Source organism: Qipengyuania sp. BR81-2 (genome assembly GCF_055693895.1).
On record NZ_CM146344.1, the window covers coordinates 2,129,995 to 2,152,277 of the forward strand.

Here is a 22,283-nt window from a genome sequence, read left to right on the forward strand (position 1 = left end):
AGCTGTGAAATCGAAGAATGCGGACCTGCCCATGCGGCTGCTGTCCGCTGCTGTCATGCTTGCCGTCTCGATTGCCGCGCTGGTGGCCGGAGGCATCTGGCTCGACATCTTTATCGCCGCGGTCGTCACGGTGACGCTGATCGAGTTCCTGTTGCTGGTGCTCAAGGCGACGCAGGGAATGGCGACGCGCATTATCGCGATCGCTGCAGGGACGGCCTACATCGTTCTTGCGGGCGTCTTCCTGACCCAGCTGCCGACCGCAATGATCGTCGGGGTGGTGGGAACGGTCATTGCCGTGGACACCTTCGCCTACTTCTTTGGACGCACTATCGGCGGCCCGAAAATCGCACCTGCGATCAGTCCGTCGAAAACCTGGGCCGGCCTTCTCGGCGGTATTGTGGGCGCTAGCACGTGGCTGGCCATCTTCATCTATTTCGCGGCTCGCCAGATCAGCGGAGCGAATACTCTCGGCTTCGAACCGGCAGAAATCGGCATGATCGTGGGGATAGGCGCGGTTCTCGCCGTTGCCGCGCAGGCGGGTGATTTCCTCGAAAGCTGGCTCAAGCGCAAAGCGGGGGTAAAGGACAGTTCGAACCTCATCCCGGGGCACGGCGGCTTTTTCGACCGGACCGACGGAATGATCCCCGTGGCACTGATCGCCGGTGCCGTGTTGGGCGGCGCATGACACGCTCGATCACCATTCTGGGCGCTACAGGTTCGGTCGGCACATCGACGCTCGATCTGGTACGCCGAAACCCTGCCGACTGGCGCGTTACCGCGCTTACCGCGCATTCCAATGTCAAGGAATTGGCGAAGCTCGCCCGCGAATTCGGGGCGGAGACCGCAGTGATTGCGGACGAAGCGCGCTATGAGGAACTGAAGCAGGCGCTGGCCGGATCGGATGTGGAACCTGCCGCCGGGCGCGCGGCGCTTTGCGAAGCGGCGGCAAGGCCGGTCGATATCGTCATGGCAGCCATCGTGGGTTGCGCCGGCCTCGGACCGGTCATGGCGGCGATCGAGCAGGGGACCACGATAGCGCTGGCCAACAAGGAAGCGCTGGTGTCTGCAGGCGAGGTGATGACCGCCGCAGTCGCCAAGCACGGCGCAACCCTGCTTCCCGTCGACAGCGAGCACAATGCGATTTTCCAGTGCCTGCAGGGCGGCAAGATGGAAGAGGTGCGCACGATCACTCTCACGGCGAGCGGGGGACCGCTTCGGCTGGTCGAGGACCTCGATGCGGTCACTCCCGAGCAGGCGATCGCCCATCCGAACTGGGACATGGGCGCGAAGATCAGCGTCGACAGCGCGACCATGTTCAACAAGGGCCTCGAACTGATCGAGGCGCATCACCTCTTTCCGGTCGGGCTCGACCGCATCCGCATCGTGGTCCACCCGCAAAGCGTGATCCATTCGATGGTCGAATATCGCGACGGCTCGACGCTCGCGCAGCTCGGCCCTTCCGACATGCGCGTGCCGATCGCCTCGTGCCTTGCCTGGCCTGCGCGCATGGACACGCCGATGGCGCCGCTCGATCTTCCCGAGATCGGCGAGCTTACGTTCTTCAAGCCAGACGAGAACCGTTTTCCGGCAACGCGCCTCGCGCGCGCAGCCGCCGAGGCGGGCGGGGCGGCTCCGGCTGTTCTGAACGCCGCCAACGAGGTGGCGGTAGCCGCATTCCTTGCCGGTAAGATTAAATTCAGCCGCATTGCGCTAATGGTGGAAAGCGTCCTTTCGGACAATTCGCTTCCGTCCGCGCCGCGGACCCTTGAAGAGGTCCTGCGCGTTGATGAGGATGCGCGCATGCGCGCCAACGCGATTATGGAGACAGCCTGACCTTGGACGGATCGATCCCCATCTGGGTTTACTACATCATCGGCTTCCCGCTGCTGCTGGGGCCGCTGGTGACACTGCACGAACTCGGCCACTATCTCGTCGGACGCTGGTTCGGCGTGAAGGCGGAAGCCTTCTCGGTCGGCTTCGGTAAGGAGATCTGGGGCCGGACCGACAGTCACGGCACCCGCTGGAAAATCAGCGCCTTGCCTCTCGGCGGTTACGTCCAGTTCAAGGGAGATATGGATCCGGCGAGCATCCCGCATCCTGATGCTGCAGCGAACGCCACGCCCGAAGAGCGAGACGGCAGTTTCCACCATGCCTCGCTCGGCAAACGCGCCCTGATCGTCTTCGCCGGTCCGGCGATGAATATCCTCGTTACCCTGGCGATTTTCATCAGCTTTTTTATGATGTTCGGAAAGCCGGTACCGGTGAACGTCGAAGAGCAGATGACTATTGGTTCTTTCTCCGAGGAATCGGCTGCACCTGCCGCCGGTCTCGAGGTTGGCGACAAGATCGTCTCGGTCGACGGAGAGCCGGTCGTCGGGTTCCAGGAGCTGATCCGCGCGGTCCAGCTCTATCCCAACACCGTTCTCGACATCGGTATCGAGCGCGACGGGGAGGAAATGGTCTTCCCGGTCCGCACCTATTCGGTGGAGCAGGAAGACCGCTTCGGCAACAAGGGCACGATCGGCCTGATCGGTATCACTGCGGCCGCAGAGCAGTCGCGTTACGATTACGAGGACGTCGGCCTCATCCAGTCGACCCAGCTTTCGCTCCAGCAGACGGGCATGCTGGTCGATATGATGGTGACCGGGATCAAGCAGATCGTGGTCGGCGAAAGGTCGGTGAAAGAGCTCGGCGGACCCGTCACGATCGGCAAGTATGCGGGCGAACAGCTGAGCCTCGGACCGCTCGCCTTCTTCAACCTGGCGGCGCTGATTTCGCTTAACTTGGCATTCATCAACCTCCTGCCAATCCCGGCACTCGACGGCGGGCACCTGGCTTTCTACGCGGCAGAGGCAATCCGCCGGAAGCCCTTGGGACCCCGCTCGACGGAGGTGGCCTACAGGGCCGGCGTGGCACTCGTGCTCGCCTTGATGGTTTTCGTCACCTTCATCGATATCGCCAAACTTCCCTTCTTCGGGAATTAGGCGGGGACAGGGCCGGTTGCTCCATCCGTAACGGGTGTCACACGGCTTGATTGGGCGGCCTGCATCGGGCAGGGGGCCATCTGGCCTCAGCGTGGGCGGGTCGATGGATTATTTGAGGACGGGAATTCCCTTGTCGATGACTGGATTTGCGACTTCCGCAAGCGAAGCGAAAATGCGCAGCAAGCGCGTGATGGCCGGCCTGCTGGCCGGAACCGTTCTCGGCGCGATGCCGGCAATGGCCCTAGCGCAGGACGCCGATGCGACTGCCGCCTCCGGCGCTCAGGACGAGGGTCAGGACCAGCAGCCAGCCACGCTCCAGCAACAGGACGTCGTCCGGACGATCGCGGTCGCCGGAGCGCAGCGCCTCGAGCCCCAGACGATCCTCTCCTACATTCGCCTGCGGCCGGGCGACGCCTACACGCAGGCTGCCGGCGACCAAGTCTTGAAGGATCTTTACGCCACCGAGCTGTTCTCGAACGTCAGCGTCGTCAACGAAAGCGGCAATGTCGTTATCACCGTGGTCGAAAACCCGGTGATCAACCGTATCCTTCTCGAGGGTAACGAGCGCATCAAAGCCGACAAGATCATCCCTGAGATCCGTCTTGCGCCGCGCCAGATCTACACCCGCTCGAAGGTTCGTGCCGACGTGTCGCGGATCCTCGAACTCTACAAGCGCCAGGGGCGCTTCGCCGCGACGGTCGAGCCGCAGCTCGTCCAGCTGAGCCAGAACCGCGTGGATATCGTCTTCGAGATCAACGAAGGCCCCAAGTCCAAGGTTCGCCAGATCAACATCATCGGCAACGAACAGTTCTCCGACGGCGATCTGAAAGGCGAGATGGTCACGAAGGAAGCGCGCCTGCTGACCTTCCTCAGCTCGAACACCAGCTACGACCCCGACCGCCTGGCCTTCGATCAGCAGCAGCTGCGTACTTTCTATCTGACCCAGGGCTATGCCGATTTCCGCGTCGTTTCCGCCGTGGCCGAGCTCACGCCCGACAAGGAAGACTTCATCATCACTTACGTGGTGGAAGAGGGCGAGCGCTACAAGTTCGGTGAGGTCAAGGTCGACAGCCAGCTGCGCGACTTCGACAGCGAATCGATGAGCCAGCGCCTGCCGATGCAGACAGGTGACTGGTACGATGCGAAGCGCGTCGAGGACACGGTCGAGCAGCTCACCGACCTCGCGGGTACCTTCGGCTATGCCTTTGCCGACGTGCGCCCCGATTTCCGCCGCAACCCCGACGACCTGACCATGGACGTCACCTTCATCCTGCAAGAAGCACCGCGCGTTTATGTCGAGCGCATCGACGTCAACGGCAACACGCTGACGCAGGACAAGGTCGTACGCCGCGAATTCCGCGTGGCCGAGGGCGATGCGTTCAACAGCCTCGCGATCAAGCGCTCGGAAGCGCGTATCAAGTCGCTGGGCTTCTTCCAGGAAAACTTCGAAATCTCGCAGGTCGAGGGGAGCGCTCCCGACCGCATCGTGCTCGAGGCCAATATCGAAGAACAGCCGACCGGCGAATTGCAGCTTTCGGCAGGCTTCTCGTCGATCGAGCAGTTCATCCTGGCGGGCTCGATCCGACAGCGCAACTTCCGCGGCCGCGGCCAGACCATCGGCCTGAGCGTCAATTATTCGCGCTTCTCGCGCTCGGCGAACATCAGCTTCTCCGACCCCTATGTTTTCGACCGCAACATCTCGATGGGCGCGGACGTGTATCACCGCGAATTCGACAACGAGCGGTTCACCACCAGCTTCAACCGCTACAAGCAGGCGACCACCGGCTTCCAGATGCGCGCGGGTGTGCCGCTGAGCGAATACATGGCGCTGATCGGCAGCTACACCTTCAACTATGAAGACGTGACGATCGGAAGCGGCAACTTCAGCGATTTCGACGGCGACGGCATTCTCGAGTGCACCAGCTCGCGCTTCGTCTGCGAAGCTGTCGGCCAGCGCACCTCGTCGATCGTGGGCCTGACGCTCAACTACGATCTCGCTCGATAGCCGCCTGCGTCCCACGCGCGGCGAGCGTATCTCGGTGACCGGCGAAGTGGCCGGCCTCGGCGGCGACGTGAAATATGCCCGTATGCGCGCCAACATGGGCAAGTGGTTCCCGCTAGGCAGCGGGTTCATTTTCTCGGCCAATATCGAGGGTGGATGGATCCATGCGCTGGAAGACAGCGCAGCGCCCGGCTTCGATGATGTCCGCTTGACCGACCGCTTCTTCCTTGGCGAGGCGCAGTTCCGCGGCTTCGATATCCGCGGTCTCGGACCGCGCGTAGTCCGTCTTGCATATCAAGACCTCGACAACGATCCGACCACGCCGCGCACGCTGCAGACTATCGAGGACTTCCGCAGCGTCGACAATCCGCGCTTCGACGATGCACTGGGTGGTCGCGCCTACTATCTCGGCCGTGCAGAGCTGGAGATCCCGCTCGGTTCGGGCGCTCGTGAGATGGGCCTGCGCCCGTCGATCTGGGCCGATGTCGGTTCGCTCTTCGCGATCGACCGCCCGCAGCTCGGCGATTTCCCGAACGGCTTCCAGGCTCGTACGCTCGGCGGTCTGCCGGTGTTCGAGGAACTGCAGTTCGATGCCGACCTCAACCCGATCATCAACGACAACAACACTCCCGACGATCCGAGCGACGATTTTCAGGAAGCGTTGCAGTCGACCAACGAATTCAACGCTTTGGGCGACCCGAATACCGCGGTCATCGCGCCCGACAGCTTCTATCGCGAGGTGCTACTCGGCGACAGCCCCAGCCCCCGCATCACCGTAGGCATTGGTGTCAACTGGAACTCGCCCTTCGGGCCGTTCAGGATCGATCTATCGCACGCTGTTAGAAAGCAGCCGGGTGACGACACCAAGACCTTGTCCTTCAACGTAGGAACACAATTCTAATGAAACTTCTCAAGCAGACCCTCGCTGCCGCGAGCCTCATGGGCGCGGCCATTGCCGCCACCCCTGCAGCGGCGCAGGTTTCGGGCAACATCGCCGTTGCGAATGCTCCGGCGACGATCGCTTTCAGCAACTCGCTGAACACTGCATTCCAGCAGGTGAACACCACCTACGCTTCGCAGATCACGCAGCTCCAGCAGAAGAGCCAGCAGCGCCAGACGCTGGTCCAGCCGTTCGACACCGATGGTGACGGCCAGCTCAATCAAACCGAGATGCAGGCTTATCAGGCAGCGCCGCAGGCCCAGCAGGTCCAGACGCTTGACCAGGAACTCGCACAGCTTTCCAACCAGGTCGATGCTGCGCGCGTCTACGCTGTCGAGCAGGTCCTCCAGCAGTATGCCACCGCGCTCCAGTCGGTGATCACGCAGAACAACATCGTTGCCGTGCTCTCGCCCGATGCCACCATCTGGTCCAACCCGACAGCCAACATCAACCAGAAGGTTCTTGACGCGATGAACGCCGCGCCGACGGCCGTGCAGGTCACGCCGCCGCAGGGCTGGCAGCCTTCGCAGCAGTCGGTTGGCGCCTATCAGCAGGTCCAGCAGATCCGCCTGATCGCGGCCCGCCAGCAGCAGGCAGCGCAGCAGCAGCAACAGCAGCAGCCGGCACAGCCGACCGGCCGCTGAGTTCCAGAAAACAAGGGGGATAGCAGATGAGCGAGACCGATTTCGACGTCGTCGAGGTGTTGAAGCGCCTCCCGCATCGCTATCCCCTGCTTCTGGTCGACCGCGTGAAGGAACTCGTCGTCGACGAGCGCATCCACGCAGTTAAGGCGGTCAGCTTCAACGAGGACTTCTTTCAGGGGCATTTTCCCGGCGCACCGATCATGCCCGGTGTGCTCCAGATCGAGGCGCTTGCGCAGGCTGCCGGCGTGCTCGCAGTCGAAAGCCTCGGTCTCGCTGGTTCGGGCAAGCTGGTTTATTTCATGGCGATCGAGAATGCGAAATTCCGCGCCCCGGTAACGCCCGGCGTGCTGCTCGACCTCGAAGCCGAGTTCGTCCAGAAGCGCGCCCGTGTCTGCAAGTTCGCCGGCAAGGCGAGCGTCGATGGCAAGGTCACTTGCGAAGTCAGCTTCACGGCGATGATCGCCGACGCACCCGAATAGGGTTGCAAATTTCCGCGCGCGGCGCTAACCGCGCGCCTTCTCCACAAACAGCTGGACCGGTCGGAACCGCTCCGAAGCTAGAAGGACGTTTACAATGAAGGCCGAAGGTCACCCCGATTACCACATGATCACGGTCAAGATGACCGATGGTACCGAATTCCAGACGCGCTCGACCTGGGGCAAGGAAGGCGACACGCTCGCTCTCGACATCGACCCGACCAGCCACCCGGCATGGACCGGCGGCAAGCAGCAGCTTCAGGAAGGCGGCCGCGTTGCAGCCTTCAACAAGCGCTTCGGCGGTCTGTCGCTCAAGAAGAAATAAGCTTCTTCGAGACATACCGAATTCAAGGGCGGTCCCGCGGGGCCGCCCTTTTCGTTTGGGCGATCAGCTGGCGCAGTCGATGCAGCGAGTCGCGATCGGGCGTGCTTTCAGACGACCCTTGCTGATATCCTTCCCGCACTGGCTGCAGGTCCCGTAGGTCCCGCTCTCGATGCGTTTCAGGGCATGGCGGATCTGCGCGATCTCGTGGCGCAATACTTCGTCCACGCCTTCGAGCGCTTCATCGTCGGCCAGGTCTATCGCCTGTTCGCTGAAATCGGCGTCCAGCGGCTGGCGCAGGTCGTCCTCGATCACTTCGGCGCGTTCGAGCAGCGCTGCGAGGCGTTGCTCCAGCGCTTTGCGGAAATTGCCATATTCGGTCATTCGTGCCTCTCCATCGCTCTTGGGAGGCCATGATAACAGTAGGCTCGCGGCTACGACTTGATCTGGATCAATCGCTGTGCCGGTCGAGACGCAGCGTCCCGACATAAGAGTAATCATTGCCGTCGCCCGGATGGTTCTGACCGTCGAAAACCGGAACGTCGGGCAGGTCGTAGACCGAAATCCCGTCGAGGCAGGCAAGGTTCACGCCGTAATTGTCGGGTTCGGAGCGCAGCTGGTGAAAGGGGTGGATACCGCAGCGCGAGCAGAACCGATGTTTCGCCGCCCCGCTGCCGAAAGTGTAGAGCGTAAGCTTGTCCTCGCCCTGCGTGATGGTCAGCGTCGACATTGGCACGTCGATCATGACGACGCCCTTCATCGCGCAAATCGTGCAGTTGCAGCGCCGGATCAGCGGATCGGAGGGCATGGTGACACTGAACCGCACGGTGCCGCAGTGGCAGCCGCCTTCGTAGGCCTTGCCTTCCTCGAAATTCACCATCCCCAAGGCCTTTCGCGGTACCACTTGGTGATCACGTATTTGACGCCTCTGCGGACCTTCATGCCGTGGTGGATCGTGTTTGGGTTTTCGCGACCGTCGGGCCGCATGTTGTTCCAGCAGACCAGCTTGCCCGCCTCGGGCTGGAAGGTCTTCTTCACCGCCTTGAAACGGGTCGCACCGCCAGCCTCGACATCATTGAGGTAGATCATGAAGGTCCAGGTCCGCTGGCCCGCGACCGAGCAATATTTCTCCCAGTCCTGACCATCGCGATTGAAGTAGTCGCAATGCGGCTTGAACTCCTGCCCGACATCGTAGCGCTGGCCCTGCAAGGGCTCGCCATAGGCGGGGTCGATCCCGTTGAGCGCGGCGAGCATTGCTTCCAGTTCGCGGACGGCCGGTTCCTCGGCATCGAGGTCGCATGTCTCGCTCGTGCGGAAATAGCGATCGTCGCCTTCGTCGGCGAGAGTGGACGGCCTACGATCCTTCTCGATCAGCGAGATGATCTTTTCGCGCAGGACCTCGCCAACGAAATCGCGCAGCTGGAAGAGCTCGAGTTTGTCTGTGGGAACCCGCTGTACCCCCGGTTTCGCAAGCAGCATTTGCGCGGAAGATTCGCCAGGTCCGGTCATGGCAAGGCAGGATAGAGCCTCAAGGCGCTGTCGCAAGGCGAGAAAGAAAGTTGCGCCAGTTGGCTTGCCTGCGCTTTTTCACTTCCCATTTGAACCTTGTTGTGCAACAGGCACGCGCCGTTGCGCAAGGCGGGTTGACGGCCTGCCTCTCGCGTATATGTGCCGCCTTCCCGGCAGCGTTCCGGGGGCGTGTGGCGATCGTAGCTCAGTTGGTTAGAGCGCCGGTTTGTGGTACCGGAGGTCGCGGGTTCGAACCCCGTCGATCGCCCCATTTTCTCTATGCTGCACCGGGTCACAAGTTACCTTTCAAGGGGGCGACGAGACCGATGACTGCATTCTGGACCGAAGCGGATTACGACGATCACGAGCTTGTCCAGCTCGTGCGCGACCCGAAGAGCGGCCTCACTGCGATTATCGCGCTCCATTCGACCCATCTCGGCCCGGGCGCGGGCGGCACCCGTTTCTGGCACTATGCCGAGCCCGAAGCTGCAATGCGCGATGCTCTGCGCCTGTCGCGCGGCATGAGCTTCAAGAACGCCATGGCCGGCCTTCCGATGGGTGGCGGCAAGGCAGTCATCCTCGCTGACGAGAACAAGACCAAGACGCCGGAAATGCTCGCTGCATTCGCCGACGCGGTCGAAGCACTCGGCGGCCAGTATGTCACCGCCGAAGACGTCGGCATCTCAGAAGCCGACATGGCGGCCGTCGCACAGCGCACGCAGTACGTCTCCGGCCTTCCGGTCGACGGCGAGGATGCAGCCGGCGGCGATCCGGGTCCGTTCACCGCGCTCGGCATCTTCCTCGGCATCAAGGCCGCGGTTAAGCACAAGCTCGGCAAGGACAGCATGGAAGGCGTCCACGTGGCGATCCAGGGCACCGGCAGCGTCGGTGGCGGCGTTGCACGCCTGCTCGCTAAGGAAGGCGCCAAACTCACCCTTTCGGATATCCACGAGGACCGCTGCGAAGCGCTGGCAACCGAGCTGGGAGCCGATACGGCGGCCCCCGATGCCGTTATGTCGGTCGCCTGCGACGTCTTCTCGCCCAATGCGCTCGGCGCGATCCTCGATGACGAGGGTGTGGCACGCCTCGACTGCAAGATCGTCGCTGGTGGAGCTAACAACCAGTTGAAGCGCCCCGAGCACGGCCCGATGCTGGCCAAGCGCGGCATTCTCTATGCGCCGGACTACGTCATCAACGCCGGCGGCATCATCTCGGTAACGCTCGAGTACCTGTGCCGGAACGACGGCGCGCCCTGCGACATCAACGAGGTGCGCAAGCGCATCGCGCTGATCCCGGGCCGTCTCGAGCAGATCTGGGAGCAGAGTGACAAGACCGGCGTTTCTCCGGACCAGGTCGCCGACAAGATGGCCAAGGAGCTCATCGGGCGCTAATCCACCTTGCAGCAGGGGGCAGGGGCTGCAATAGGCTGGCAGCGACGGCTCACACACATGCACGGTTTCGCCAATCCCAAACGCTTCCTAGCCCTTGCAGGGTGGCTGACGCCACTCCTGCTTGTCAGCGGTTTTTTCCTCACCGCGGCGGCGCTCTTCTGGGGTTTCACGCAGGTCCCGCCCGATCGCCTCATGGGCGAGACGGTGCGCATTATCTTCATCCATGTCCCTACGGCATGGCTGGGCATGGGCGGCTGGACCGCGATCGCCATTTCCAGCCTCGTATTCCTCGTCTGGCGACATCCGCTTGCAGCCATCGCCGCGCGCGGAGCTGCCGTGCCGGGCCTCGTGTTTACTCTCGTCTGCCTTGCCACCGGTTCGATCTGGGGCAGGCCGACCTGGGGCACCTGGTGGGTATGGGACGGACGTCTCACTTCGATGCTGGTGCTGGCTTTCCTCTACATCGCCTATATCGCGCTCGCGCAGGCTGCACAGCGTGAGGGTGTTTCGGCGCGGATTCCTGCCATTTTCGGCTTGATCGGGGCAATCAACATACCCATCATAAACCGTAGCGTGGTGTGGTGGAATTCGCTCCACCAGCCGCCCAGCATCACGGTGGGTAAAAGCGCGATCGACGGCGTATTCCTTGCGCCGCTGCTCGTCGCCGTGATCGGGTTTTCGCTCATCTTCGGCGGCGTGGTGCTGGCGCGAATGCGAGCATTGCTCGCGGATATCCAAGCGGAAGCGCGGCTACGTCGCCGCGCCATGGAGGCCGATTGATGCGTGAGGCGCTCGACCAGTGGCTTTTCGTTTACGGAGCCTATGCCGTGGGCATTGGTGCGACCCTCGCGATGATGGCGTGGAGCTGGGTCGCGATGAAGCGCGCCGAAGCACGCCGCGAGAAGGTTCGTTCGGGTTCGAGATTGGGCAAATGAAGGCAAAACATCAGCGGCTCATTCTCGTGGTTCTCGCGTTGATTGCGCTTGTCGGCGCCGGATTGCTCGCCGCCTACGCGCTGCGCAACCAGGCGAGCTATTTCTACCTTCCCGAACAGATGCAGGCGGACCCGCCTCAGATCGGGCAAGCCGTCCGCCTTGGCGGCATGGTCGCGCCTGGCACGGTCGAAATGCTGGCAGATGGTATCACGGTCACTTTCACGGTGACCGGGCGTGAGGATTCTGCGGTACCCGTACGTTTTGCGGGCATCCTGCCAGACCTCTTCCAAGAGGGATCGGGCGTCGTTGCAGAAGGGCGTTTGGCAGCGGACGGCACCTTCGAGGCCGACAAGCTGCTCGCCAAGCATGACGAAAATTACGTCCCCCGCGAATTGCAGGACATGGACGAGCATCAGGCTGCCGAAATGGCGCGAGAGACGACGATAGGAATTGAATGATCGCCGAAATCGGTCTTGCCGCGCTGTGGCTTGCAGCCGCGCTTGCCGTCCTGCAACTCGTGGGAGGGCTCCTGGCGCAGCGCGCGGGTGCCGACGCCGAAATCGCGCGGCTGACCCGTCCGGCGGCCATTCTCCAGGGCGGCCTGGTAGCGATATCCTTTGCCGCGTTGCTCTGGGTCTTCGCGATCACCGACTTGTCGGTGAAACTGGTTGCCACCAACTCTCACACTGCAAAGCCGATGATCTTCAAATTATCGGGTGCCTGGGGCAATCACGAGGGTTCGATGCTGCTCTGGGTTACAGTCATGGCGCTTGCAGGCGCCCTGATCGCGGCCGTCGAGCGCCGCCTGCCAGAAAAGACGATGCAAGCGACGCTTGCAGCGCAGAGTTTCGTCGCTCTCGGCTTCTACGGCTTCTTGCTGCTCGCCTCGAACCCGTTCGAGCGCCTCGCGCAGCCCGCTGCGGAGGGTTTGGGCCTCAACCCGCTGCTGCAGGATATCGGCCTCGCCTTCCATCCGCCCACGCTCTATATCGGCTATGTCGGACTTTCGGTCGCCTTCAGCTTCGCCTTGGGAGCATTGCTCACCAAGCAGGTCACGCCTGACTTCGCCCGGGCAATGCGTCCTTGGATCCTCGGAGCATGGGTGTTCCTCACGCTAGGGATCACGGCCGGAAGCTATTGGGCCTATTACGAGCTCGGCTGGGGCGGCTACTGGTTCTGGGATCCGGTCGAGAATGCCTCGCTCATGCCGTGGCTTGCGGCAACTGCACTCCTCCATTCGGCGAGCGTGCTTGCCAGCCGCGATGCCTTGCGCGTCTGGACCATCATGCTCGGCGTGGTCGCCTTCTCCATGAGCATGCTCGGCACCTTCCTCGTTCGCTCGGGCGTGCTGACCAGTGTCCATGCTTTTGCTGTTGATCCCGAGCGTGGCAGCTTCATCCTGTTCCTGCTCGCGATCTACATCGGCGGCGCGCTGCTTCTTTTCGCCCTGCGTGCAGGCTCCATCAGCGAGGGGGAACGCTTCTCGGTGGCGAGCCGCGAGGGCGCACTGGTGGTCAATAATGTGATGCTGAGCGCGATCCTTGCCGTCGTGCTGCTCGGCACGCTCTACCCTCTTCTGACCGAAGCATTCGATGTCCGCGTGTCCGTGGGACCGCCTTATTTCAATCCGGTCAGCGCCATTTTCGTGTTCCCGATGCTGGCGATCATGGCTGTGGGCCCGCTACTTCGCTGGCGGCGCGACAGCTGGGGACGGATATCCAAGGAAATCGCCTTGCTAGTCGCGCTGCTGCTTGCGGCCTTGGTGATGTTCGGCCTGCTTGCCGAAATCGCGATCCTGCCGCTGCTCGGTCTCGCATTCGCCATTGCGCTGGGCGTTGCCAGCTTCCTTCCGCTGAAGGGGCGAAGCCTGCGCCGCGCACCACTATCTCTATGGGGCATGGTGCTTGCGCATTTCGGCCTCGCGGTTTCGCTGCTCGGCATGGCCAGTGAAAGCGCTTTCTCGACGGAGAAGCTCGCTGCGTTGGGCGAGGGCGGTGTTACCCAGGTTGGCCCTTGGGAAGTCACGCTCGAGGCAGTCGAGCCGGTCGCAGGCCCGAACTGGACGGCGCTGTCGGGCCGCATGGCGGCAAGCTATTCGGGCGGCGAGCTGGTCGAGATTACGCCGCAATCGCGCAATTTCTGGGCACCCGCGCAACAAACCGCGGAGAGCGTGCTCCTGACCCGCTGGAACGGGCAGCTTTATGCCGTCATCGGCACGCAGGCCCCCGATGGCCGCTGGCAGGTGCGCCTGTGGTGGAAGCCGCTTGTTACGCTGATCTGGTACGGCGGCATACTTATTGCGCTGGGGGGTATCCTCGCGTTGATAGGCCGGGTCCGCAGCGATCTTCGCCGCCGCTCGGCGAAACGGAAAGGTGACGCACGTCGCCTCGAGATGGAGACCGTCCGATGAGCTGGCGACTCTGGCTACCCCTCATGCTGTTTTCAGGCTTTCTGGGCCTTGCCGCCTACCAGCTTACGCAGGACAAGGACGAGACCATCGAAAGCCGGATGGTGGGCAATGAGCTGCCCTATTTCGAACTCCCAAGTGCATTCGAGGGCGATCCTGCAGTCAACAGCGCCTATTTCCAGCAAGGCGGTCCCAAGCTGCTGAATATCTGGGCGAGCTGGTGCCTGCCCTGCATCGCCGAGGCGCCCCAGCTGGAAGCGCTGAAGGAAGAAGGCGCCGAAATCGTCGGCGTGGCGATCCGCGACCGGCCCGAGGATATCGAACGCTTCCTTTCGCAGCACGGCAATCCCTACAGCCGGATCGGCCGCGACGACCTGTCCGAAGTGCAGCTCGCAATCGGCTCTTCAGGCGTACCCGAAACCTTTGTCGTCGATGGCGAAGGCAAGATCCGTTACCAGCATATCGGCGACATCCGCGCCTCGGACGTGCCGGTGCTGCTCGAAGAATTGCGCAAGGCTGGAGAATGAGATTTCTCGCAGGCTTTCTCATGGCACTGGCCGCACTCCCGCTCGCCGCGCAGCAGACGTTGCCGCCTGCACCCTATGCTTATCGCCAGCTCGATGATCCTTTGCAGGAAGCGCAGGCGCAAGAGCTGATGGAAACGCTGCGCTGTCTTACCTGCCAGTCGCAGTCGATTGCCGACAGCGATGCTCCCATGGCTGGCGACATGCGCCACCAGGTCCGTATCCGGATTGCGGCGGGCGAGGAGCCGGATGAAATCCGCGACTGGCTGATGCAGCGCTACGGTGACTACGTTAGCTACGAACCGGTGATGAGTGCATCGACCTGGCCCTTGTTCGCCATTCCGCTGCTGCTGGCGCTGATCGCTGCAGCGATCTTCTGGCGCCGTTTCAGGAAGCGCGCATGAGCTGGGCTGCCATCATCGGCCTTGCTGCCATCACCTTTGGCGCTGCGGTCCTCCTCCTGAAGGTAGGGAAGGGCGGTTGGTCTCTGCTCGGCGCAACACTGCTGTTCGGCCTTGCCGGCTACGGCCTTCAGGGCTCGCCCGGCCAGTCCGCTTCGCCGGGTGCGCTTTCGGCCGAGCAGCCGGTCGACGGCGAGCTGCTGGTCAATGCGCGCCGCGAATATTTCGACAGCTCGCAGCTGCCATCGCGTTGGATCATGACAGGTGACGGCTTCGCCCGTCGCGGAGACTTCGAACGGGCCGCCGGCTTCTATCGCAGCGCGACCGAGGAGAACCCGGGCGATCTCGAGGCCTGGCTGGGCCTCGGTATAGCACTCGTCGAGCATGGCGAGGGCAATCTCACCCCCGCTGCACTCTACGCATTCGAGCGCGCCGAAGCTCTCGACAGATCGAATGGCGGTGCTCGCTATTTCCTCGGCCTTTCGTGGCTTCGTGCCGGGCAGCCCGTACGCACCCGCGAACTTTGGATCCAGGCGCTCGAGAATGCACCCGCGGATGCGCCTTGGCGGGAATCGCTGGCGCTGCGCCTCCTGAGGCTCGATGCAATGCTCGGCATAGCGCCGCCCCGCGAAGAGACAAGCGATTAGGCGCCAGCCTCGCTTGTGTTGCGGTGGCCCTTCCTTGGTGCTAAGCGCCGCGACCTTGCACGGGGGATAGCCCCGCAGATGCAGGTTTTGGACGCCATGCGGCAGGAAAACGCCACCATATGAGCACGGCCAGCACGCCGGATGCCGCACCGCCCGCAGGCGGTGATACCTCGCATGGCGGTGGCCATGGCGGCTCGAAAGCCGCGCTTGCAGTCGGCGCGATCGGCATCGTCTTCGGCGATATCGGCACCAGCCCGCTCTACGCTTTCCGCGAGACCTTTGCCGGTGCGGCGAATATCGCGATCGACCGGATGCACGTCCTTGGCGTCGTCAGCCTGATCTTCTGGTCGATGGTCATCGTGGTTGCGCTGCAATACGTGACCATCCTAATGCGCGCGGACAACAAGGGGCAGGGCGGCAGCCTTGCGCTGGTCGCGCTGCTGAGCCGCCACATGGGCAAGTCCAAATGGGGCTGGCTGGTAGTCCTGCTGGGGGTCTTTGCGACCTCGCTATTCTACGGCGACAGCATGATCACGCCCGCGATCTCGGTCCTTTCTGCGGTCGAGGGGCTGACCGTGGTCGACCAAGGCCTGCAGTCCTACGTCATACCGATCGCGCTCGTGCTGCTGGTGTGCCTCTTCGTTCTCCAGCAGAGAGGGACAGCCAAGGTCGGCGCGCTGTTCGCGCCGGTCATGATCATCTGGTTCACGACCATTGCCGGTCTCGGCCTCAACCAGATCATCCAGAACCCCGACATCCTCTGGGCTCTGAACCCCTATTACGCGGTGATGTTCTTCGTGACCGACGGCTTCGTCGCCTTCCTCGCCATGGGCGCGGTGGTCCTGGCGGTGACGGGTTCGGAAGCGCTCTATTCTGACATGGGCCACTTCGGGCGCGGCCCGATGCGCCTTTCGTGGTTCGGCTTCGTCATGCCGTGCCTGCTGCTCAACTATTTCGGCCAGGGCGCGATGATTGCGGGCTTGCCACCCGAGCAGGCAGCCGAAGTCGTGAAGAATCCCTTTTCCTTCTGGCGAGCGAGGAATTCCGCCTGCCGCTCGTGATCCTTGCGACTGTCGCCACCTTCATCGCCAGCCAGGCGGTGATCTCGGGCGCCTTCAGCATTACCCACCAGGCAATGCAGCTGGGCTTCATGCCGCGCCTGTCGATCCGCCACACGAGCGAAACCGAAGCGGGCCAGATCTACATCCCGGTCGTGAACTGGGCGCTGATGGTCGCGGTTATCATCCTCGTCCTCACCTTCCAGAGCTCGTCCAACCTCGCCAGCGCCTACGGCATTGCTGTGACCGGTGCGGTGACCATCGACACGCTGCTGATGGGCGTATTGTTCGTGGGCGTGTGGAAGTGGAAGTGGTGGTACGCGGCACCTGTCGTCATCTTCTTCCTGATCATCGACGGCGCATATTTCGCGGCGAACCTGTTCAAGGTGCCCGACGGCGGCTGGTTCCCGCTGGTAGTGGGCCTCATCGCCTTTACGCTGCTCACCACTTGGGCGCGTGGCCGCAAGCTGATGCGCGAGCGCATGCACGAAACCGCGCTGCCCATCGAAATCTTCGCCAAGAGCGCCAAGAACTCCGCCACGCGCGTGCCCGGCACCGCCATCTTCATGGCCAGCCAGACTGCGGGCGTGCCCAGCGCGCTGCTGCACAACATCAAGCACAACAAGGTGCTCCACGAACGCGTGGTGATCCTGACCGTGCTGATCGCCGATGCGCCCTATGTCGATGCCGACGAGCGCTGCGAAATCCACGACCTCGGCGACGGTTTCTACCGCGCCGTGCTTCACTATGGCTTTATGCAGGAAACCAACGTGCCGCAGGGGCTGAAGGAAATGGAACGCTGCGGCGGCGAGTTCGACATGATGCACACCAGCTTCTTCCTCAGCCGCCAGACTCTGCTGCCCAGCGACAAGCCGGGCATGCCCATCTGGCGCGAGAAGATATTCGCATGGATGCTTAGGAATGCGGCGACAGCGATGGACTTCTTCAGACTGCCGACCAACCGCGTGGTCGAGCTGGGCAGCCAGGTCGAGATTTAGAGATTTGGGCGAAAAGCGGACGTTCTGCTCACGACCCGATTGCGGACGTCCGAAGAAGCAAGCGATAGCACCGACTAATTCCCTTAGGAAACGGGCTCTTTGCGCAGAGGCTTATTCTTCGGAAAAGCTTAGAGCTTCCTTGAGCGGATCGAGCCACGGTTCGTATGGCTTCCATGCATCTTGCCCGCTGCGGTTGATTGGGCGGCGGACCTGTTCGCTGCTGGCAGTGCGCACTGCACGATCGGATTTGTGGAATTCAAGGCATGCCTCTTCAAACGGCAACCGGCAATATTCGAGCATCCTGCGGGTTTGGCCTTCGAGGTCATCGAGCACATCCTCGTGATCCACCCTCAGGACCTTGCCCGGCAGGACGCGGTCCCAATGGTCCATCAATGCGACGTAGTCCGAATAGTATCGCCCGACTTCGGTCAGCCCGTAGGTGAATTCCTGACCTTCCGCGAAGAGCTGCTTGAAGCCGGAGAAACAGCAATCCATCGGCGCGCGGCGCGCATCGATGATCTTGGCGTTGGGAAGGATCAGGTGGATCAGCCCAATGTGCCTGAAATTGTTCGGCATCTTGTCGATGAAGAAGGGCGCGCCCTGCCGGTGGATGCGGGTGTCCTCGATGAACTGCTCGCCGAACTGTGCAAGCTGCTCGCGGGTGAGGTCGTCGAGCACCTGTGGGTAGCGTGACTGGCCTGCCTTACGGCCGCGAAGCCGGTGCGCGAGCGCGAGGATATTGGGCAGCTCGAGCGTGCCGTCGACCTGGCTATGACTGGCGAGGATTTGTTCGAGCAGCGTCGATCCCGCGCGCGGAAGACCGACGATGAAGATCGGGTCTGGCGAAGAATGGCCCGCGCCCGCATGCGCGTCGAAAAGGTCGGGCGTGCAAACCTCAGCCTGCTTCGCCAGCTCTTCGCTCATGACATCGGCGCTGTAGCGGGTCTGCGCTCGCTTGAGGGAATTGCCCTCATCGTAGTGCCGGAAGGAGTCTTCATATTCGCCGCGATCCTCATGCGCCTTGCCGAGCGCGAAGGAGAGGTGGACGCGGTCCATGAAGGCGAGGCCGGACTTTTCCAGCTGCTCGCGCATTGCCGCGATCTCTTCGTCCGTGAAGCGATATGTCTTTAGATTGGCGAGCGCGTAATAGGCATCGCCGTGATCGGGTTTCGCCGCGAAGGCCGCGCGATAGCTTCCGACTGCCTCTTCCTGCCTGCCGGTGGTCTTCAGCGCATGGCCGCGGCTGGTGAGGGTGGCCGGGTCTTGGGGTAGCTTGGCGAGAACTGCATCGAACAGATCGAAGGCGCGCTCGTAGTCGCCGGTCTGCATGCTCTCGATCGCGAGGTGCGACTGGAACAGCGGGTTGTCCGGATCGCGCGCGTAAAGCGCCTCTGCTTCCTCGCGTGCCTGTTCGTATTTCTGGCGGCGGCGCAGCGCGTCGATATAGTCGAGCCTGACCTGGACGTTATCGGGCTCGAACGCCGCTGCGCTGTCGAGCAGGAATTCGGCATCGTCGAGAATGCCCAGCTGCAGGCCGATCTTGGCGAGGAGGCGCATGCCCTCGACGCTCTTGGGGTTCGCGCGAAGGTAATGGCGGCAGATTTCCTCTGCCCGGAGCAGACGGCCTTCGTGGAGATGGTGGGTCACTGCCACCAGTTCGCGCGGCAGCGTTTTGATCCGCTGAGCCTGCGCTTCGGCGGCCTGTGCCTCAGCGGTTCTCCCGGCCTCGGCGAGAAGGCCTGCCATGGTGCGCCAGCTTGCCTCGAGCGCGGGATTGAAGCGCGTGGCATTGGCAAATGCTGCAATAGCCGCATCGCGGTGCCCCTGAGCCTTGGCGAGGTGGCCTGCCTCCTGCCACGCCCTGCCATATTCAGGCATGGCCTGGTGCAGCGCGGCGAGGTGGCTTTCCGCTTCACCGAACCGGCCGAGATAGCGTGAAGCGACCGCGGCCATGTAAAGCGCCTCGGGATCACCGGCGTCGTCACCCAGCAGCGCAAGCGCGAGCTCCTTCCCGCGACCGAAATCGCCCGTTTGCAGGGCTTTCTGCGCAGCAGAGAGGGATTCGTCGCGTGTGCTCATGCAAGTGCGCCTAACAAAGACAAGCGGCGGAAGCGATGGCCTTGGCCCGCTCCCGCCGCTCGGTGTCTCTACCTGAAGCTCAGCGTCAGTAGTCGAAGCCCACGCGCAGGCCGACCGTCAGCGGACGGTTGGTGGTGATGCGCGGGCGATCGTTGACGAAGTTGCCCGAGATCTGTGCGCGCTCGTCGAACAGATTGTCGCCGAACAGTTCGAAGCTCCACTGCTCGCCCTTCACGCCGGCCGAGAGGTCGAACACGGTGTAGCTGTCGAGCTCGAGCTTGTTGATCTCGATGACGTCGGTGAACTTCGATGCCGAGTGCGAAACCTGCGGCTGGACGAAAGCTTCCCAGTCATTGCTCAGCGACCATTCGTAGCGCGCCCTGAGGTTGCCTTGGAAGGACGGTGCGAAAGCCAGTTCGCTTCCGGCTATGACGTCGCTGGTCGGGATGAGCACTTCGGTGATCTCGGTGTCGAGGATCGAGAATGCACCCGAGAGCGTCAGACCCGGCAGCGCGTAGGGCGCCACGGTGAAGTCCGCTTCGATACCGCTGATCTCTGCATCCGCGGCGTTGGCCGAGAAGAACAGATTGGTGATCGAGGGATCGAAAATGGTCGTCTGGAGACGGCTGATGTCGACGTAGAAGGCGCTGCCGTTGAAGCGCATCTGGCCGTCGAATAGCTCGGTCTTCCAACCCAGTTCGTAGTTCTTCACCTCATCGGTATCGAGTTCGAAGGGAACCACGAAGCCGGCGCCGTTGGTGGCACCGCCCGGACGGTTGAGAAGACCCGGACGGAAGCCTTCCGAATAGGTCGCGTAGAACAGCAGGTCGGGCGTCGGCGTGACGGTCAGCGTGCCCTTGTAGATCACGCCTTCGGCCTTCGCCTCGTCGGGTGCGCGCACTGCATTGAAGACCGCCTGGGCCTGCGATGCGCTGAGACCCGCAGCCTGGATGTCGGCAAGGGAGTCGGCCAGAGTGAAGGTCTGGCGCAGCGCCGGGTTGCACGATCCGATGAAGGTGAACGAACCGTCGCCGTCATACAGGTCGTTGATGTTGGTGCCGAACGCGTTGGCATCCTGTGCGGCGCCGCTGTTGCAGAAGCTGCCGTTCGCGCTGCCTTCGAAGTCGACGCGGATGTTGTAGTAACGGATGCCGCCGGTGATCGTGAGCAGGTCCGGAATGATGTCGATACTGGTTTCACCGAAGATGCCGAACTGCTTGTCGGTACGGCGGATGTCGTTGCGGAAGATTGTTTCGGCCGGGAACGGACCGTCAAGCGAAGTATAGCCCGCCTGCGGGAAGTTCGGCGCGAAGGGTCCGAACGGCTCCGCAAGGACATTACCCGGATAGGCGAAGTCGTTGCGCTCTTTCAGCTCCAGGTCGGAGAAGAATACGCCGCCGGTGGTGCGGATCCAGTTGTCCGAAGGGGTGCTGAAGCGGAACTCGTTGGTGAAGACCTCGGTCTCGCTGAAGGACGTGACGTAGAGGTTGGGAGCCTGGCAGGTGCCGCTGGGGGCGGCAGCGCCCGGATAGCTAACCGAGCCGTCGCAGATGTAATATGGCAGGTACTGGCCGACGAAAAGATAGTCCGAGTAATCGACGCGCTGGTCGGTCGTACGGTCCGTGTAGGCCCCGGTGTAGACGAGGTCGAGCATCGCGAGGCGGCCTTCGACCGTCCAGCTGGTGTTCGAGAATTCGTCTTCCAGGCGGTCTTCCTCGAAGCGCTGGATTTCGAGATCGTCGAGACCGTCGAGCTCCGGATCGGCGAAGAACACGCCATCGCTTTCGACTTCCTGGCGCGTGTGCGCGACAGATACTTTCCAGTCGGGCGTGACTTCCCACAGCGCGGTGGCGCGGAAGCCGGCATAGCTGGTGTCGTTGAAGTCATCTTCCACGAGCGCAGCGTTGTCTGCCGCGATGAAAGTAACGTTCGACAGGTCAGCGCCGGCCTGGAAGCCGCCGCGCAGAGCATTTACCGGAACGCCGTTGGAACGGACCGTGCCGGCAGGACGGAAGCGGGCGCTTTCGCTGGCGTCACGCGTGCCGGGGACGTTGTCGATATAGCCGCCCTGGTGGTCGTAATAGGCAACCGCGCGCAGCGCGATGGTGTTCGACACCGGCAGGTTGACCATGACCTCGCCCTTGTAGCTCATCTCGCCACCCTTGGTGAACGAGAGGCCTGCATCGGCGCTCATGTCGAAGCCGGAAAGGTCGGGCTTGGCAGTGATCAGGCGGACGACGCCGGCCTGCGAGCTGGCGCCGAAGAGCGTACCCTGCGGACCGGACAGCACCTCGATGCGCTCGAGATCAGCTGCGTAGACGTCGAGGTTACGGCCCGGCTGCGCGAGCGGCTGTTCGTCGAGATACAGCGCGACGTTGGGCGCGAGACCGGCGACGCCGGCAGTGGTCAGGTTCGGCGTGGTCGAGGCGAGGCCGCGGATGTAGATCGTGCTCTGGCCGGGGCCGCTGCCGCCTGCGGTAACCGTCGGTAGCTGTTCGAGGTAATCCTCGAATGTGTCTACGGCGAGTTCGTCGAGCTCTTCCGCGCCGATAGCGGCGACCGACACCGGCACGTCCTGAAGGTCTTCGCTGCGCTTCTGCGCAGTAACGACGATGGTCTGGACACCGCCTTCACGCTGGGGCTCCGCTGCGGGTTCCTGCGTGGTATCTTGGGCGAATGCCGGCGTTGCGACGGCAATGGCGAGCGCGCTTGCGGACGCGCCGCTGACGAATTTCTTCATGGCTGGAAAATTCCCCCGACCGTTTTCTCTTCGGACCGCGCCTGATCGGTGCGGTGTTGCTCAGACAAGAATGAGATCGCTCTCATTCCCGCTCGACGAAATCGATAGGGGAGGAAAATGAATGCGGCCACCGGGCGGGCTGGAATCTTCCCAATCAAACGGGTGATGTTGCTAAATCAACACAGAATCAACTATTGATTTTGATTATAGAAATACAAGAACTGAG

The 22,283-nt window shown here is 62.6% G+C and carries 19 protein-coding genes, 1 tRNA gene and 2 pseudogenes; 17 read left to right on the top strand and 5 right to left on the bottom strand.

Annotation, left to right across the window (positions count from 1 at the left end):
- Window positions 1–4 precede the first annotated feature (4 nt).
- The 7 genes and pseudogenes from ACZ1G8_RS10790 to rpmE all read left to right on the top strand — a co-directional run bounded on the left by ACZ1G8_RS10790 (window position 5) and on the right by rpmE (window position 7,371).
- Window positions 5–685 (top strand): phosphatidate cytidylyltransferase, encoded by a 681-nt coding sequence (locus ACZ1G8_RS10790; RefSeq protein ID WP_472679397.1) that lies wholly within the window; start codon window positions 5–7, stop codon window positions 683–685.
- Window positions 682–1,833: a 1-deoxy-D-xylulose-5-phosphate reductoisomerase gene (dxr, locus tag ACZ1G8_RS10795; RefSeq protein ID WP_472679398.1), complete on the top strand. Its 1,152-nt coding sequence runs from the start codon at window positions 682–684 to the stop codon at window positions 1,831–1,833. The genes ACZ1G8_RS10790 and dxr overlap by 4 nt, the downstream gene beginning before the upstream one ends.
- 2 nt (window positions 1,834–1,835) lie before the next feature.
- Window positions 1,836–2,984, top strand: coding sequence for an RIP metalloprotease RseP (gene rseP / locus ACZ1G8_RS10800; RefSeq protein WP_472679399.1), 1,149 nt, complete (start codon window positions 1,836–1,838; stop codon window positions 2,982–2,984).
- 136 nt (window positions 2,985–3,120) lie between these two features.
- Window positions 3,121–5,887 (top strand): annotated as a pseudogene (gene bamA, locus ACZ1G8_RS10805) (outer membrane protein assembly factor BamA).
- Window positions 5,887–6,570, top strand: coding sequence for an OmpH family outer membrane protein (locus ACZ1G8_RS10810; RefSeq protein ID WP_472679400.1), 684 nt, complete (start codon window positions 5,887–5,889; stop codon window positions 6,568–6,570). The pseudogene bamA and the gene ACZ1G8_RS10810 overlap by 1 nt, the downstream one beginning before the upstream one ends.
- A gap of 26 nt (window positions 6,571–6,596) precedes the next feature.
- A complete protein-coding gene (fabZ, locus tag ACZ1G8_RS10815; protein ID WP_472679401.1) occupies window positions 6,597–7,049 on the top strand; it encodes a 3-hydroxyacyl-ACP dehydratase FabZ in 453 nt (150 codons plus the stop codon).
- Window positions 7,050–7,143: 94 nt separating this feature from the next.
- Window positions 7,144–7,371 (top strand): 50S ribosomal protein L31, encoded by a 228-nt coding sequence (gene rpmE, locus ACZ1G8_RS10820; RefSeq protein ID WP_221428819.1) that lies wholly within the window; start codon window positions 7,144–7,146, stop codon window positions 7,369–7,371.
- A 63-nt stretch (window positions 7,372–7,434) separates the two neighbouring features.
- Here the strand turns inward: rpmE and ACZ1G8_RS10825 are convergent, their stop codons facing one another.
- The 3 genes from ACZ1G8_RS10825 to ACZ1G8_RS10835 form a co-directional block, all read right to left on the bottom strand.
- Complete coding sequence (locus ACZ1G8_RS10825; RefSeq protein ID WP_472679402.1) at window positions 7,435–7,752, bottom strand: TraR/DksA family transcriptional regulator; 318 nt, start codon at window positions 7,750–7,752, stop codon at window positions 7,435–7,437.
- A 67-nt stretch (window positions 7,753–7,819) separates the two neighbouring features.
- Window positions 7,820–8,248 carry a GFA family protein gene (locus ACZ1G8_RS10830; protein ID WP_472679403.1) on the bottom strand — a complete coding sequence of 143 codons (429 nt, stop codon included), beginning with the start codon at window positions 8,246–8,248 and terminating at the stop codon, window positions 7,820–7,822.
- Window positions 8,242–8,877 (bottom strand): prolyl hydroxylase family protein, encoded by a 636-nt coding sequence (locus tag ACZ1G8_RS10835; RefSeq protein WP_472679404.1) that lies wholly within the window; start codon window positions 8,875–8,877, stop codon window positions 8,242–8,244. Before ACZ1G8_RS10835 ends, ACZ1G8_RS10830 begins: the two co-directional genes overlap by 7 nt.
- Before the next feature lie 194 nt (window positions 8,878–9,071).
- Between ACZ1G8_RS10835 and ACZ1G8_RS10840 the strand changes: the two genes are divergently transcribed.
- The 10 genes and pseudogenes from ACZ1G8_RS10840 to ACZ1G8_RS10885 all read left to right on the top strand — a co-directional run bounded on the left by ACZ1G8_RS10840 (window position 9,072) and on the right by ACZ1G8_RS10885 (window position 17,238).
- Window positions 9,072–9,148 (top strand) — tRNA-His (locus ACZ1G8_RS10840).
- Between the two features lie 55 nt (window positions 9,149–9,203).
- On the top strand, window positions 9,204–10,268 hold the full coding sequence (locus ACZ1G8_RS10845) for a Leu/Phe/Val dehydrogenase (RefSeq protein WP_472679405.1): 1,065 nt from the start codon (window positions 9,204–9,206) through the stop codon (window positions 10,266–10,268).
- 57 nt (window positions 10,269–10,325) lie between these two features.
- The gene (gene ccmC / locus ACZ1G8_RS10850; protein ID WP_472679406.1) at window positions 10,326–11,048 is read left to right on the top strand and encodes a heme ABC transporter permease CcmC; all 723 of its coding nucleotides are present in this window, start codon (window positions 10,326–10,328) and stop codon (window positions 11,046–11,048) included.
- Entirely contained in the window at window positions 11,048–11,203 is a 156-nt protein-coding gene (locus tag ACZ1G8_RS10855; RefSeq protein WP_472679407.1) for a hypothetical protein, read from the top strand. The genes ccmC and ACZ1G8_RS10855 overlap by 1 nt, the downstream gene beginning before the upstream one ends.
- Entirely contained in the window at window positions 11,200–11,661 is a 462-nt protein-coding gene (gene ccmE, locus ACZ1G8_RS10860; RefSeq protein WP_472679408.1) for a cytochrome c maturation protein CcmE, read from the top strand. Before ACZ1G8_RS10855 ends, ccmE begins: the two co-directional genes overlap by 4 nt.
- Window positions 11,658–13,613 (top strand): heme lyase CcmF/NrfE family subunit, encoded by a 1,956-nt coding sequence (locus ACZ1G8_RS10865; RefSeq protein WP_472679409.1) that lies wholly within the window; start codon window positions 11,658–11,660, stop codon window positions 13,611–13,613. Before ccmE ends, ACZ1G8_RS10865 begins: the two co-directional genes overlap by 4 nt.
- Window positions 13,610–14,137 (top strand): DsbE family thiol:disulfide interchange protein, encoded by a 528-nt coding sequence (locus tag ACZ1G8_RS10870; protein ID WP_472679410.1) that lies wholly within the window; start codon window positions 13,610–13,612, stop codon window positions 14,135–14,137. Before ACZ1G8_RS10865 ends, ACZ1G8_RS10870 begins: the two co-directional genes overlap by 4 nt.
- On the top strand, window positions 14,134–14,538 hold the full coding sequence (locus ACZ1G8_RS10875) for a cytochrome c-type biogenesis protein (RefSeq protein ID WP_472679411.1): 405 nt from the start codon (window positions 14,134–14,136) through the stop codon (window positions 14,536–14,538). The genes ACZ1G8_RS10870 and ACZ1G8_RS10875 overlap by 4 nt, the downstream gene beginning before the upstream one ends.
- A complete protein-coding gene (locus ACZ1G8_RS10880; RefSeq protein ID WP_472679412.1) occupies window positions 14,535–15,182 on the top strand; it encodes a tetratricopeptide repeat protein in 648 nt (215 codons plus the stop codon). Before ACZ1G8_RS10875 ends, ACZ1G8_RS10880 begins: the two co-directional genes overlap by 4 nt.
- A gap of 119 nt (window positions 15,183–15,301) precedes the next feature.
- Window positions 15,302–17,238: pseudogene (locus ACZ1G8_RS10885) on the top strand (potassium transporter Kup).
- 111 nt (window positions 17,239–17,349) lie between these two features.
- Here ACZ1G8_RS10885 and ACZ1G8_RS10890 read toward each other — a convergent pair.
- Both ACZ1G8_RS10890 and ACZ1G8_RS10895 read right to left on the bottom strand, forming a co-directional pair.
- Complete coding sequence (locus tag ACZ1G8_RS10890) at window positions 17,350–19,317, bottom strand: tetratricopeptide repeat-containing sulfotransferase family protein (RefSeq protein WP_472679413.1); 1,968 nt, start codon at window positions 19,315–19,317, stop codon at window positions 17,350–17,352.
- Between the two features lie 85 nt (window positions 19,318–19,402).
- The gene (locus ACZ1G8_RS10895; RefSeq protein ID WP_472679414.1) at window positions 19,403–22,057 is read right to left on the bottom strand and encodes a TonB-dependent receptor; all 2,655 of its coding nucleotides are present in this window, start codon (window positions 22,055–22,057) and stop codon (window positions 19,403–19,405) included.
- Window positions 22,058–22,283 lie beyond the last annotated feature (226 nt).